At 41.5% G+C, this 14,216-nt stretch carries 9 protein-coding genes; 6 read left to right on the top strand and 3 right to left on the bottom strand.

The features are described from left to right. Window positions 1–85: 85 nt before the first annotated feature. Entirely contained in the window at window positions 86–1,714 is a 1,629-nt protein-coding gene (gene prfC / locus L8106_RS06555) for a peptide chain release factor 3 (RefSeq protein ID WP_009783450.1), read from the bottom strand. A gap of 791 nt (window positions 1,715–2,505) precedes the next feature. Here prfC and L8106_RS06550 point away from each other — a divergent pair. The 3 genes from L8106_RS06550 (at window position 2,506) to L8106_RS06540 (ending at window position 7,481) form a co-directional block, all read left to right on the top strand. Next, entirely contained in the window at window positions 2,506–5,223 is a 2,718-nt protein-coding gene (locus tag L8106_RS06550; RefSeq protein ID WP_009783449.1) for a PAS domain S-box protein, read from the top strand. 47 nt (window positions 5,224–5,270) lie between these two features. Continuing rightward, window positions 5,271–5,606, top strand: a complete 336-nt coding sequence (locus L8106_RS06545) for a DUF4870 domain-containing protein (protein WP_009783448.1) — start codon at window positions 5,271–5,273, stop codon at window positions 5,604–5,606. 222 nt (window positions 5,607–5,828) lie between these two features. After that, window positions 5,829–7,481 carry an ABC transporter ATP-binding protein gene (locus tag L8106_RS06540; RefSeq protein WP_009783447.1) on the top strand — a complete coding sequence of 551 codons (1,653 nt, stop codon included), beginning with the start codon at window positions 5,829–5,831 and terminating at the stop codon, window positions 7,479–7,481. Window positions 7,482–7,626: 145 nt separating this feature from the next. Here the strand turns inward: L8106_RS06540 and L8106_RS34180 are convergent, their stop codons facing one another. Continuing rightward, entirely contained in the window at window positions 7,627–7,755 is a 129-nt protein-coding gene (locus L8106_RS34180) for a hypothetical protein (protein WP_009783446.1), read from the bottom strand. Between the two features lie 150 nt (window positions 7,756–7,905). On the opposite strand from L8106_RS34180, the gene L8106_RS06535 reads away from it, so the two are divergent. Next, the gene (locus L8106_RS06535; protein WP_039895649.1) at window positions 7,906–9,618 is read left to right on the top strand and encodes an ABC transporter ATP-binding protein; all 1,713 of its coding nucleotides are present in this window, start codon (window positions 7,906–7,908) and stop codon (window positions 9,616–9,618) included. A 307-nt stretch (window positions 9,619–9,925) separates the two neighbouring features. Here the strand turns inward: L8106_RS06535 and L8106_RS06530 are convergent, their stop codons facing one another. Next, a complete protein-coding gene (locus L8106_RS06530) occupies window positions 9,926–11,407 on the bottom strand; it encodes an AAA-like domain-containing protein (RefSeq protein WP_009783444.1) in 1,482 nt (493 codons plus the stop codon). Window positions 11,408–12,081: 674 nt separating this feature from the next. On the opposite strand from L8106_RS06530, the gene L8106_RS06525 reads away from it, so the two are divergent. Both L8106_RS06525 and L8106_RS06520 read left to right on the top strand, forming a co-directional pair. Further along, complete coding sequence (locus tag L8106_RS06525) at window positions 12,082–13,353, top strand: alpha-xenorhabdolysin family binary toxin subunit A (protein ID WP_009783443.1); 1,272 nt, start codon at window positions 12,082–12,084, stop codon at window positions 13,351–13,353. A 55-nt stretch (window positions 13,354–13,408) separates the two neighbouring features. Beyond that, window positions 13,409–14,216: hypothetical protein (locus L8106_RS06520; RefSeq protein WP_009783442.1), on the top strand; the 808-nt coding region annotated here is incomplete at its 3' end.

The raw sequence follows: 14,216 nt of genomic DNA, 5'->3' as shown, positions 1-14,216 counted from the left end.
ATCAATGTGAATTTTCGACACCAGAACAAAGATTGAAACCCGACTCTAGTAGTTAGGTTTCAACTGATTCTCCCCGAAAGGTTAACTAAATAGATTCAGGTTCTTGACCCGAAACAACGGGCGCAACACTATTGAGTTGTAATTCTGGATGATCGCCTTGTACCTGTTGATAATTCCATTCATTTTTAAACAGCAATACAGGTCGCCCCCAACTATCTTTAACGGTGACTGTATTAAATAACCGTCCAACTTTTTCGAGGGCTTCCCAACCGCCATGCACCCAACGCGCCAAACTGTATGGAAGGACATCGAGAAGGGTTTCTACGCCATATTCTTGCTGAAGTCGGAACTGTACCACTTCAAATTGCAGTTGGCCGACGGCGGCTAAAATCGGATCACGTTTGGCATCATCAACAGAATACATAATTTGTATAGCCCCTTCTTCCCGTAACTCGGAAACGCCTTTACGGAACTGTTTGAACTTGGAGGGGTTGGGATTTCTCAGGTAGGCAAAGAGTTCGGGAGAAAAGCAAGGAATCCCTTCGTATTCAAGTTTTTGACCATTGTAAATGGTGTCTCCAATGGCAAAGACACCGGGATTATTTAAACCGATGACATCACCCGGATAGGCGTTTTCGATTGATTCTCGATCTTGAGCAAACAGTTTTTGGGGACGAGACAGACGGACGGTTTTGCCTGTACGCGCATGGTTGACGGTCATATCTTTTTCAAATCTTCCGGTACAGACTCGCACAAAGGCAACGCGATCGCGATGTTTCGGGTCCATATTCGCTTGGAGTTTAAAGACAAAGCCTGTAAACTCTGGATACTCGGGGGGAATTTCGCCCTGGGTACTGCGATGAATGCCGGGTTTTAAGCCGTATTCCAAAAAAGCTTCGAGAAACAGTTTCACCCCGAAGTTGGTCATGGCACTTCCGAAAAATACGGGGGTCATTTTGCCTTGATGGACTTGTTCGAGGTCTAGGTCTGATCCGACTTCTTCTAAGAGTTCTAAATCTTCTTTGAGTTGGTAGTAGAGGTCTTGGTCTAACAGGTCTTCAATGCGAGGATCTCCGAGACTAATGATGGTTTCTGTGGCTTCACGGCTACCATGATGCGATCGCTCAAAGAGATAGATTTGTTGGGTACGGCGGTCAAATACGCCTTTAAAGGTGTCTCCCATACCGATTGGCCAGTTAACGGCGTAGGGTTTGAGTCCGAGTTCTTGTTCAATTTCATCTAGGAGTTCTAAGGGATGGCGTCCCGGTCGATCCATTTTATTGATGAAGGTGAAAATGGGAAGACTCCGCATTTTACAGACTTCAAACAGCTTGCGGGTTTGGGGTTCTAACCCTTTGGCGGCGTCTTCGAGCATAACTGCGTTATCGGCGGCTGCTAAAGTCCGATAGGTGTCTTCACTGAAGTCTTGGTGTCCGGGTGTATCGAGAAGGTTGATTTGGTAGTCACTGTACTCAAACTGTAACACGGTGGAGGTGATGGAAATTCCCCGTTGTTGTTCCATTGCCATCCAGTCAGAAGTGGCATGACGTTGGGATTTACGGACTTTGACGGCGCCGGCTTCGTGGATAGCACCTCCGTAGAGTAGGAGTTTTTCGGTCAGGGTGGTTTTCCCGGCATCGGGGTGAGAAATAATGGCAAAGTTGCGTCTTCGTTCTACTTCGAGTTGAAGTTCGGTTTGAGTTTCTGGGGACATTTCAAAGCCTTGTTGGAAACGGGAAGAACTATTGATTAGGGTGACTACGGTTCTAAAGCTATAGATTCAGAGTAACGAAAAATTTAGTTCCTTTTCTTTATAAGTTTAATTAAATTTATCCCTAATATCAAGTCTGTGGTGAGTCGGGATAGGGCGACGAGGTAGTGAATCTTCTGATCGGTTTCACTAAAAATTCGTCAGATTACCGGGGATTTCTTTGCAGAAAGGGGTTCATGGCTAATGATTTTGAGAACTGTTGCTGTTTTTCGATGCTAGATTGTTCTCAGACTGGGTTTTCTACTGAATTTGGGTGATAATTTGACTTTTCTCATTTTTTTGATTTTAAGCCGGGTGACTCTCTTTTGATGAGGGATGTAACTATTTTTGTATATATTAACTTAATTTTGAGTTCAAAGGTCTACTCTGTTGAACCTCTGGATGAATTGAGCAGTCAGGGTTAATATAGATATCATCTTAACTCGTAATGTCGAGATTCTTTCCCGAAGGAAGCTAGAGAGCTTACCAGAAAACCTCGAATCTTAAGTTTTCGAGTTTAGATAAAACAAAAAATATTGATGTAATTGATGTAAAACTCATCTATAAATCACTTTTATGTTTTTAATTTAGAGAGAGTATAAAAGATATTAAAAATTAATTTTTAGGGGTGATCTCTTTTAAGTTTGAGTTAAAATTATAGATTAAAGTATCAATCTCGTTTTAGATGAATCTATTTATTGTTTGATTACTTTTGAGTTGCTTCGATCCATTCCCATCCGATTAATTAGTCTATTATGGAAATTTTATCCGAGATTTTGCAAACAAGTCCTTTTATTCCTCATGGTCATTGTTACCTTTGGCGACCTCAGTTGGTCGGATTACACGTTATTTCTGATGTCTTAATTGTTCTGGCTTATTTTTCCATTCCAGCGACCTTATTTTACTTTGTTCGCAAGCGGAAAGATTTACCCTATGTCAATGTTTTCCTATTGTTTGCAGCGTTTATTATTGCTTGTGGTTTAACTCATTTAATGTCAGTGGTGACACTCTGGTATCCTATTTATTGGGTATCTGGAGTTATGAAAGCAATTACAGCTTTTATTTCGGTGGTCACTGCTACAGCAATTATTCCTTTAGTTCCCCAACTTTTAGCTTTAAAAAGTCCGAAGGAACTCGAACAAATTAATCAAGCTCTTGAACACGCCCATCAACAGCTTAGTTTTCATATTGAAAATACCCCTTTAGCAGTCATTGAGTGGAATCAAGATTTTCAGGTTCAACGATGGTCACAACAAGCAGAAATAATTTTCGGATGGACAGCAAAAGAAGTGATTCATTTACAGCCAAATCAGTGGAATTTTATTATCTCGGAAGATATGGAAGCAGTTCGTGAAGTCATGACTTCGCTGCTGGATAAAACTCAACCTCGGAATTTAATTCGCAACCGTAACTATACTAAAGATGGCTCAATTGTTTATTGCGATTGGTACAATTCAGCTTTATTTGATGAATCAGGTAAACTAATTTCTATTTTATCATTGGTTCAGGATGTAACCGATGAAATTGAAGCTCAAGAAGCCTTACGAGAGAGTGAAAAACGTTATCAAACTTTAGCTGAAACCTCACCTGTGGGAATTTTTCATACAGATAGTCAAGGAAATTGTTTGTATGTTAATGAACGTTGCTGTGAAATTTCTGGAACTAATCAAGCCGCTTCTTTAGGGACAGGATGGATCAAAACTATTTATTCAGAAGATCGACCTAGAGTTGTTCAAGAATGGCAAAAAACAATTCAACAGGGAGAAATATTTCGTAGTGAATATCGAATGCAACATTTGACAGGTGAAGTCAGTTGGGTATTTGGTCAGGCGATCGCTCAACGCAATGAACAGGGAGAAATTATCGGTTATATTGGTACGATCACAGATATTACAGCTCGCAAACAAGCTGAAGTTGCACTACAAACTTCGGAAACAAAATTTCGTCAACTCGCTCAACAGGAAGAATTAATTAATCGGATTGCTAGTCAAATTCGGAATTCTCTTGATCTCAATACTATTCTAAGAACAACAGTCGGTCAGATTCAGGATTTATTACAGCTTGATCGGTGTTATTTTGTTTGGTATCGTTCTAAGTCGTCAAGTTCTCAGTTGCAGCTACAATCAAATTCTAACTTAAGTTCCAACGGAAATACATCTTTCTTAGATTATTGGGAGATTGTTTATGAGTCTAAAAATTCAGATCTTCCGAGTTTAGTGGGTGATTATTCTGTAGAACAGGTGGGAAGTTGGGCGATGCGATTTTTACAGCTAGAGAGGATTCAAGTTGATGATATTGCTGAAGTATCAGAACCTGAGATGCGTAAATTTTTAACACAGTTAGGCTTTCTTTCTTTTTTATCTATTCCGATTCAAACTAAATTGGGTGAAATTGGAATTATTTCTTGTGCTTATCATCAAAAAATTCATCATTGGCATGAGAATGAAATCGAATTATTAAAAGCAGTGACTGATCAACTTGCGATTGCGATTAATCAAGCTCAACTTTATGCTAAAACCCAAGCAAATGCGATTCAAGCGCAAGCTCAAGCTCAACAACTAGAAGTAGCATTACAACAATTACAAAAAACTCAGGCTCAACTAATTCAAACTGAAAAAATGTCAAGTTTAGGTCAAATGGTTGCTGGGATTGCTCATGAAATTAATAATCCGGTGACTTTTGTGTATAGCAATGTCATTCCAGCAATTCAATATACAAACGACTTATTAAATTTACTGAATCTCTATCAGGAATATTATCCGCAACCTGTGCTGGAGATCAAGCGATATATTGAAGAAGTTGAGTTAGAATTTGTTCAGGAAGATTTACCCAAACTGCTCAGTTCAATGCAGCTTGGATCAGATCGAATCCGTCAGATTGTATTATCGTTGCGGAGTTTTTCTCGACTGGATGAAGCGGAGTTTAAAGCGGTGGATTTGCATCAAGGAATTGACAGTACACTTTTAATCTTGCAAAACCGCTTAAAAGAGCAAGCCGGACAGGTCGGAATTGAGGTGGTGAAAGACTATGGTAATCTTCCTTTTGTGGAGTGTTACGCAGGTCAGATGAATCAAGTATTTATGAATATTTTGGTTAATGCTATTGATGCTTTCAATGAACCGAATACATCAAAAGTTGAGTATTTATTGTCTGATTTTGAGTCTGATGATGATCTTTGTTCTCAAAAACCAACGATCCGAATTCAAACCGAAGTTGTAAACTCAAATTGGGTGATGATCCGAATTGTAGATAATGGCCCCGGAATGCGAGAACAGGTTCGTTGTAAGCTATTTGATCCCTTTTTTACTACAAAACCAATTGGTCGGGGAACGGGGCTAGGGCTATCGATTAGTTATCAGATTGTCGTCGAAAAACATCAGGGTCAGTTAGAATGCTACTCTGAGATTGGACAAGGATCAGAGTTTGTGATTCAGATTCCAATTCGACAAGCAACTGCTTCTCGAAAGCGGTAAAATCTGTTTAAAGGTAAAGAATCAATTGAGAATCAGGAGAGTGACTGATGAACGGAGAAGATAAGCGCAGACTGTTATCGGCTTTATGTCATGGTTCGATTTTTTTTAGTAGTCTTTTAATTTCGGTGGGGATTCCGTTTGCGATTTTCTTTGCTGCTGAAGATTCGGTGGTCAAGGAAAATGCGAAAGAAGCTTTAAATTTACATATCAATCTCTATATTGCGGCTTTTATCTGTTTTATTCTGATTCCTGTTTTAATTGGAATTCCGCTTTTATTTTTAGTTGGGTTAATTAGTTTTGTGATGCCGATTATTGGGATTGTTTCTGTGATTAATAATCCTAGTAAACCCTATCGCTATCCCTATATTTTCCGCTTTTTTTAAACAGTAAGATGTGTTTTTCTAATTGAAAATTCGATAATTTAAAGGATTTTAAGGCAAGTTTAAACCCGTTTTTGTGACCATCAACCATAGGATAAATTTAGAAAAGAATTGATGACTCTTGAAATTATCTAGACTTGCTTGATGACTGGCTGATATATTCCGATAGAATAAGGATTTCAGGTCATTCGTCAACAATCAATGAATCTTAACCTCCCGTCCCCCATGTTTGATCCTCTTTTTTGCGTCGAACATCTTCGAGTCGCCTACCCGAGTCGCAGCGATACCGTAACTTGGGCGGTGGATGACGTTTCCTTTACCCTCAAACCTGGAGAAAAGTTGGGACTGGTGGGGGAGTCGGGTTGTGGGAAATCAACGTTAGGGCGGGCGGCGATGCGGTTGCTTCCCTCCTCTACGAAAGTTGAAGGGCGAGTTATGTTTGGGGAACAGTCGGTATTTGAGATGAACCCCAACCAGTTGAGGCGATTTCGGGGTGAAGCGGTAGCGTTGGTATTTCAAGACCCCATGACTCGTCTTGATCCGTTGATGACCATTGGTGAACATTGTATCGAAACATTGAATGCTCATCAACCTCAACTTTCTCGTTCCCAAGCGAAAGAAAAAGCGATCGAAACATTAGAATCTGTGAAAATTCCGGCGAGTCGGTGGTCACAATATCCCCATGAATTTAGTGGAGGAATGCGACAACGGGTAGCTATTGCATTGGCGTTACTTCTTGATCCCAAATTAATTGTAGCAGATGAACCAACAACCAGTTTAGATGTTACCATTTCCGCTCAAATTTTGCAAGAATTAACGCGATTATGTGAGGAACGAGGAACAGCAATTTTATTGATTTCTCATGATTTAGCAATGGTCGGGGAATATTGCGATCGCATGGCGGTGATGTATGCGGGAAAAATGGTCGAAATGAATTTTACAGATCAACTTTTACAACAACCTCAACACGAATATACGCGATCCCTTTTAAATGCTGCTTTACATATTCAAGCTGTCGAAGAACGTTCAGAAGATTCTCCTATTTTTGAGAACACAGCTAAACCGTTATTAAGTGTTAAAGATTTACAACAATATTATAGCTTAGAATCGAATTTAATTCAACAGTTTTTTGCACAGAAAAAAACAGCGATTAAAGCCGTTGATGGAGTGAGTTTAGACCTTTATCCCGGTGAAATATTAGGGCTAGTTGGGGAGTCGGGTTGTGGGAAAAGTACCCTCTCTCGAAGTATTTTACAGCTTATTCGTCCGACGGGCGGAACCGTTGAATTTGCCGGGACAGAATTAACCCATTTGTCACTTCCTCAAGTTCGTTCCTATCGCCGTCAAATGCAGATGGTTTTTCAAGATCCACTCGCTTGTTTAAATCCCATGATGACCATCGGACAGGCAATTTCTGATCCGCTTTTTATTCATAAACTCGCCACGCCAGAAGCGGCAAAATCTCAAGTTTTAGCCATGTTAGAACGTGTAGAATTAACGCCTGCATCCGAGTATTATGAACGTTATCCGGGTGAATTGTCTGGCGGACAACAACAGCGCGTTGCCATTGCTAGGGCGTTAATTACTCATCCGCAATTATTAATTTGTGATGAACCCGTGAGTATGTTGGATGCCAGTGTTCAATCGCAAGTTTTAGCCTTAATGTTAGAATTGAAAGAAGAATTTAATTTAACCTATTTGTTTATTACTCATGATCTTTGGGTCGCGAGATATTTATGCGATAGAATAGCAGTAATGAACGCCGGAAAAATTGTCGAAATCGGTTCAACAGAAGCCATTTTTAATCATCCTCAACATCCCTACACCCAAACCCTTTTAAATGCGGCGCCTTTGTTAGCCCGTTCCATTAATTCCTAATCCTTAAAAACTCCCGTATGGACGGGTTACACCTTAACCAAACTACCAGAAAAGTAGGGTACATCAAACAGAGGAATTGAGAAAGAATTAGAAAAATGCTAATTTTTTGATGCACTCTACCCATCCTCCCCCTAAAAGCAGGAGGCTATTCCCTCATCTCAGGAGAGGGTGAGAGAAAAGTCATCGGTACACCGCGAATTGGCGGTGCCTGCTTAGGACTCGCTTCCCAAGTCCAAATAAGTTCTAAAAAAATGGTATAACAATGAGAAGACATCGTTAGATTAAGTTTCTGTACAGTTACGCTCAAAAATAATCAGTACAGTTAGGGTTTATTCATCTACCGGAATTTAGAAAAGTGTCTCCTAAATCATCTAAAACCGTTCATCCTCTCACTCGCCTATTTCGCTACGCTCATCCTTATCGGATGCAAATTTGGCAAGCGACAATTTGTTCAATTTTAAATAAGTTATTTGATTTAGCACCGCCTGTTTTAATTGGTGCTGCGGTTGATGTTGTCGTGAACCAACAAGACTCATTTATCGCCCGCTGGGGAGTCGAAAATGTTGTCGCTCAATTGTGGGTATTGTCGCTGTTGAGTTTAATTATTTGGGGATTAGAATCAAGCTTTCAATATGCCTATGAACTGCTGTGGCGAAACTTGGGTCAAACCATTCAACATGACTTGCGTTTGGATGCTTACAGTCATTTACAAGAGTTAGAATTAGCATTTTTTGAAGAACGCAGCACGGGAAGTTTGATGTCAATTTTAAATGATGATATCAATCAGTTAGAACGGTTTTTAGATTTCGGTGCCAATGAAATTATCCAAGTCGTAACAACGGTTATTTTAGTCGGAGGCGGGTTTTTTATTATCGCTCCCGAAGTGGCTTGGTTGGCAATGTTACCCATGCCTTTGATTATTTGGGGTTCGCTAATTTTTCAGAAACGTCTCGCGCCTCGCTATGCAGAAGTCAGAGAACGAGTCAGTTGGTTAAATGGACAGTTATCGAATAATTTAAGCGGAATTACAACCATCAAAAGTTTTACCGCAGAAGACTATGAAATCGAACGAATTAATCAACAAAGTAACTCCTATCGCCAGAGTAATAAACGAGCAATTAAACTTTCTTCGGCGTTTGTACCGTTAATTAGAATTGTGATTTTATTTGGGTTTATTGCTACCTTATTGTTAGGTGGATTAGAAGCCATTGCGGGACGTTTAGCAGTTGGAACTTATAGTGTTTTAGTGTTTATTACTCAACGTTTATTATGGCCGTTAACGCGACTGGGAGAAACCTTTGATCAGTATCAACGGGCGATGGCTTCTACTAACCGAGTGATGAATTTATTAGATACACCGATTGAAACTCATCCGGGAGATATTCCCCTTCCCGTGAGTGAGATCAAAGGTGAAATTGATATCAAAAATATTACCTTTGCCTACAATAATCGAGTGAGTGTTGTTGAAGATTTATCTCTACATATTCCCGCAGGAAAAACTATCGCAATTGTCGGGGCGACAGGTTCAGGAAAAAGTACATTGGTTAAACTTTTGCTGCGACTCTATGAAATTCAATCGGGAACAATTACCCTCGATGGGATTGAAATTAATCGGATCAAATTAAGAGATTTACGTCAATCTATTGGTTTAGTAAGTCAAGATGTTTTTCTCTTTCATGGTACTGTTGCTGAAAATATTTGTTATGGAAGTTTTGATGCGAGTTTACCTGAAATAATTGCAGCCGCCCAAGTCGCAGAAGCCGATAGTTTTATTCAAACTTTACCACAAGGATATGATACAATAGTAGGAGAACGAGGACAAAAGTTATCCGGCGGACAACGACAACGGATTGCGATCGCCAGAGCCGTCCTTAAAAATCCTCCTATCTTAATATTAGATGAAGCGACCTCTGCCGTCGATAACGAAACAGAAGCTGCCATTCAGCGATCGCTAGAACATATTACCCAAAATCGAACAACCATTGCGATCGCCCATCGTCTTTCGACCGTTCGGAATGCCGATTGTATTTATGTCATGGATCAGGGAAAATTAGTAGAATGGGGACGACATGAACAACTCTTAGAAACAACAGGAATTTATGCGAGTTTGTGGCGAGTACAATCAGGCTTAAAATAAGTCATCCCTGATAGATTTTTACAGTGTTCATTAAACGCTGTAGTCCTCAAAAAATACCTGAAAAGATAGATGGGTTACTGGTAAAACTCGCAGTCAATTTTAAGTTACCTTATCTCTTATTCTGAGATTGAGCAAATACAAAACCTGTTCTAAATTTCCACATTTACTCGATAGACATTTTCACTTAGACAGTCGCAAAGTAGATGCACCAAATCAATGCCAAGTGAAAGCCGACTCGCTGAAATAAGAATCCACGTAATTCCCAAGCGGGGAGTGTCAAACTTTAAAGTAACACAAAGAGGGATAACTACTGATTTTTAATTGGCGACAGGCGATTGCAGAAAAACGGACGAAATAACTCGCAGGCGAGACTTGCTTGCATACCTTGGTGATGCACTAACCCCATCTTATACAATTGAGAAGCTTGCTTTGCCTCGCACTCTACAGGACTTGATTGACTAACGATTTCCGTAAATATTGTTAATAATTCAGGATAGCGTTGCAAATTCCACCATTGTTGTTTTAGATGTTCTTTATAAAGAGCAGTTGTGCTACCAGAATTTTCTAAGAGTTCTTCTAAAGTTATTGTCTGCTGATAGAGAGAATAAAATGCTAACTGCACCCGATAGGGATGTCCGCCCAAAAGAGTAATGAGTTGCTCAATTTGTTGTGCGGTTATCTCTTGTTCGTAACGCTTTGCCAAATCCTGTACTTGAGCCTGGGTAAACTCAGGTAAATCAATCACCAGCCCAGTATTCAAGAGGGAAGGATTGATCGCCGAAGGTATCAGGACTTCAGTAGAAAAAACCGCCACCAGTCGCAGCTTTTGCCAAAGATTACTATTAGTTAACTTAATTTTGGCTTTTTCTGACCAAGTTCGTAGAAGTAGGAGAAATTCACGAGCAATGTCTGGGTAGGCAAAAAGCTGGTTGAGTTCATCAATGGCTATGACTAGAGGGCAATTCTCCTTTGGAGACGTTGCGCGAACGCAGTTGCCTAAGATAATATCCTCAAAGCAGTCGGTGGCGTTTGCTTTGCTGCCCAAGGAGTTATCCCAAAAGTCGGCGGTTTGATTTAGTAAGCCTAACTGTTTGCTGACTCTGGCACAGAACCATTTTAGGAAGCGTTCTAGGTTCTGTAAAATCTCAGCATCTGCCAGTTGTAAGTTTAGGGAAACGGTTTGATAGCCCAGGGAGCTACCGTAAGCCAGGATGCGGCTCATTAGGGAGGTTTTGCCCATTTGCTTGGGGGCGCGGATATTGAGCAGTGTACCGGGTTGCACAATGGCTTGGTAACAGAGAGATTCGAGGATAGGACGGTCAATGTAAAATACTGAATCCAGGGGCATCTGCCCTCCTGGAACGGTTGGGGGACGAGGTGATTGAGCCATTTGGCTGGTTTGGGGGGTATTGGTGCGATCGCGCAGCGTCTCCAAAGGAGAATCACGGACTGCTTCAAGGTTGGAAAAGTTTTCAGCAGAGGTCGAGAAACTCATCTCGGCAAGATTATCCCGATCGGAGTTATATTGATAATCGTTTGCTAACAAGGTCAGATTAAAGGCATCAAAGCAGTATTGTAAGGTTCGTTTATCGACTCTTGCGGAGCCAGTAAAGACTTTGCTGATGGTAGTGGGGGTTAAACCTGTGGCTTCACTGAGAGATTCGAGAGTGTATCTTTTAAAGTTTTGCTCAATTTCTATCTCGGCTTTTGCCTGATTGATTTTTCTTGAGCCTTGAATCGTTAGAGTTACACCCCGGCGGCGCACAGAGTTTTTATTTTCTGATTGCATTTTTTTCTAAAGGCTTGACTAACAGTTATTCAGAGGTAAAAAAATTACTCCCCAGTTGAGTATAAATAGTACCTGTTTGCTTGATTTTTGGTAATCTGTCTCTTGGTATACTTTCTGACTGCCCATTTTTCCTCACTCACTTCAAAATGGGCAAACCGGGAGTGGTTATACGCTCAACGTCTGGGAGCAGTGTGTGTTGATTTGTGAAGCTTGTACCCTTTTACCAAGAAGCGGAATTATAGTCTTTAACTTTTGAGTTTTTCTAAAGTTAAGGGAATCCTTCCTCAATGGTGGCGAAGTTGTTAAGTTTTCGATTGCTGAAACAGATACGGGGAATGGCTTTGGGACTATATTCTTAACATTACAAACTTTGGTGGTGTTGTCGGTAGGAAATCTTTATGCTGGAAGCATACTCTGATAGCGGTTTGCAAGTAATGACAACTGTGATACAAGCTTAACTTGTCACGAATGAACCTACTATGTATTCTTGGTAACTTCATTGTAAATTGATATTATTAGCTTTGATATTAGTTTTATGAGATTAGTGGGCTTGTAACTGAATTAGTCTCAAATTCACATAAGAGTATTCTGGAGTACCAGAGTATTGTGACAATTGCGTAAGTCCTGTAAAGAATAGTTAGGCTACTACTCAGAATTATGGAGATGAAAGAAAAATGCCTTTGTTTGTTCCATCATCCCGGTTGCTAACTACTGTTGGTGACAGTCAACTCGCGCAGAAGTTTGTTTTAGCTTCCAGCGAGTGGTTTGACCTACAAAACAATGTACAAGCGCTATTAGCGTTGCCATCCGACTTCGGCGAATACGAGCAACGTTATGGGGATGCATCGTCCGGTGAGTTGATGAAGGAGTGCTTTGATGCGATGCGTGACTTACGCAACGTGGCATCAAAGTACGGCAACCCCAAGAGTCTCAGGGCCAATATACTCAAAGATCCAAATCTCTTGGCCAATGCAGCAAGGCCAAGAAATGATACCTTTACTTCAACCCTGTGGACCCTTGATCGTGCCCATCAGAATGCCTTTACCTTGGCATCGACACTACGCAATATTCCCGCCAACGCCCGTGGTGAAAAACCCTCCGACGTGGTTACGGGAATCAAGAGCCTTTTCCTGGATACCGACCAAATCGTTGACAAGATGCAGCAGACGGTAGAACAACTCGATCTGCTAGTCAAGGAATTCCAAGCCCTTGAAAAAGAATTGGAAGCAGCCCAGGATGCCATGAGGACTTACACAGAACGTTCATCCAATACCCGCCAGTCACTTGACAAGGAGATTGGTAGTCTGAAAACCCGAATCGAGCAGCTAGAAAAGGATCGTGATGCTGCATATAAAAAATGGGTGGACCTTACTGTCGCTGCTATTGCGGTTCCCGCTGGTATTGCTATTGTCGGGATTGGGCTCATGGTTTACCTTGCCGTTCCAACTGGCGGCGGCAGCTTTGCTGTGGGAAGTGCAGTGACGGCTGCTGCTGCTGCTGCTGCTGGTACTGGTCTTGGTGTGGCAGCAGCGTTGGCGCGGACTTCCTATGACGGACTTGTCCAAGAGGTAAGCACTAAGCAAGAATTCCTCCAGAAACGGATCGCCTACCGTCACGATCTCGGCGCACTTGACGATTTGATGAAGTTCTCACTTCCAACCTCGAACGGAATCATTAACCAGATTCAAGTTATCAAAACAGCATGGGCAAGCTCGATTGATGAGATTCGGTATAAGGTAACCGATCTCAGCATTGAGACGTTAGCCGATGGACCCTGGCTCAAAGAGCAGGAAATGGCAGCATCAGCCGCCAACTGGATCAAAGTTGATTATGCTCTTAAAGCCTTCTTTAATGGCTCATTTGTTGACTCCAGTTTGATCTCTTTTGGCAGTGATCTTCCGAAAGACGATCCAAATTGGGCGCAGACCTTACGAATTGCAGCCTAACGGCCGATCAACCTTGTAATTTTCTATTCACCATTATTAACTTAAGGAAAAAATCATGACTGAACTATCTATTGCTCCACAACCAGGACTAGTTAAGCCTGCCGACCCTAACTCAGGGCAAAAAAGCCAGTTTGGACTATTCAGTGACAGTTGGCTTGAGCTTCAAGGCTATGTTGGTACTGCTCTTGAAATGCCTATCACTGAAGGTGATTTTAAGGCAAAATACGGTGATTTTGGCGGCGAGCAACAGGTCAAAGATTGTATTGCAGCCATGCAAAATGTGAAAGCATCGGCTACAGAGTTTGGAAATCCTAAAACCCTCAGAGCCCAGTTGATCTCTAACCCAAATCTCTTGGCCACGGACGAACCGCCAGAGGAAATCTACACACACACGGTATGGCTGGGTCAAAGGGTAAATTCAACTGCCGGACGGTTCGTTAGCGGCTACCAAAGCGTTCTTGACGAATTGGGAGGTCTGCCTCCTAAGGATAAAGTGGAAGCCTTGAAGGCATACTTGTTCGACGAGACCCTAGGTCCGATTCCTCTTTCAAAAACGATGTCAGACGAGGTTGGTGTGCTCATCAAAAAGCTTGGCAAGTTCGAGCAAAAGATGAACGAGTACAACGAAATATTACAGTCATTCACGAGAGATTCATCAAATCTGGTTCAGATGGTGGATCAAGCTATTGGTGCAGCCACTGAAAGGATCAAAGGTCTTGAAAAGAGTCGAGATGCTGCCTACAAAGCATGGAAAGATTTCACTATCGCGGCGGTTACCGCTTCGATCGGTTGTGCTTTGATTGGCGGTATTTGGCACCGTTCACTGGTGGTGCTTCGCTATTGGTTGGTGGCGCAGCAGCAAT

It is taken from the genome of Lyngbya sp. PCC 8106, assembly GCF_000169095.1.
Lineage (GTDB): Bacteria > Cyanobacteriota > Cyanobacteriia > Cyanobacteriales > Microcoleaceae > Capilliphycus.
This window is presented reverse-complemented; position numbering and strand designations above follow the sequence as displayed.

Excerpts from the sequence above, each read along its gene's own strand:
- prfC (WP_009783450.1), bottom strand. The coding sequence starts at position 1,714 with ATGTCCCCAGAAACTCAAACCGAACTTCAACTCGAAGTAGAACGAAGA.
- L8106_RS06550 (WP_009783449.1), top strand. The coding sequence starts at position 2,506 with ATGGAAATTTTATCCGAGATTTTGCAAACAAGTCCTTTTATTCCTCAT.
- L8106_RS06545 (WP_009783448.1), top strand. The coding sequence starts at position 5,271 with ATGAACGGAGAAGATAAGCGCAGACTGTTATCGGCTTTATGTCATGGT.
- L8106_RS06540 (WP_009783447.1), top strand. The coding sequence starts at position 5,829 with ATGTTTGATCCTCTTTTTTGCGTCGAACATCTTCGAGTCGCCTACCCG.
- L8106_RS34180 (WP_009783446.1), bottom strand. The coding sequence starts at position 7,755 with ATGTCTTCTCATTGTTATACCATTTTTTTAGAACTTATTTGGACTTGG.
- L8106_RS06535 (WP_039895649.1), top strand. The coding sequence starts at position 7,906 with ATGCAAATTTGGCAAGCGACAATTTGTTCAATTTTAAATAAGTTATTT.
- L8106_RS06530 (WP_009783444.1), bottom strand. The coding sequence starts at position 11,407 with ATGCAATCAGAAAATAAAAACTCTGTGCGCCGCCGGGGTGTAACTCTA.
- L8106_RS06525 (WP_009783443.1), top strand. The coding sequence starts at position 12,082 with ATGCCTTTGTTTGTTCCATCATCCCGGTTGCTAACTACTGTTGGTGAC.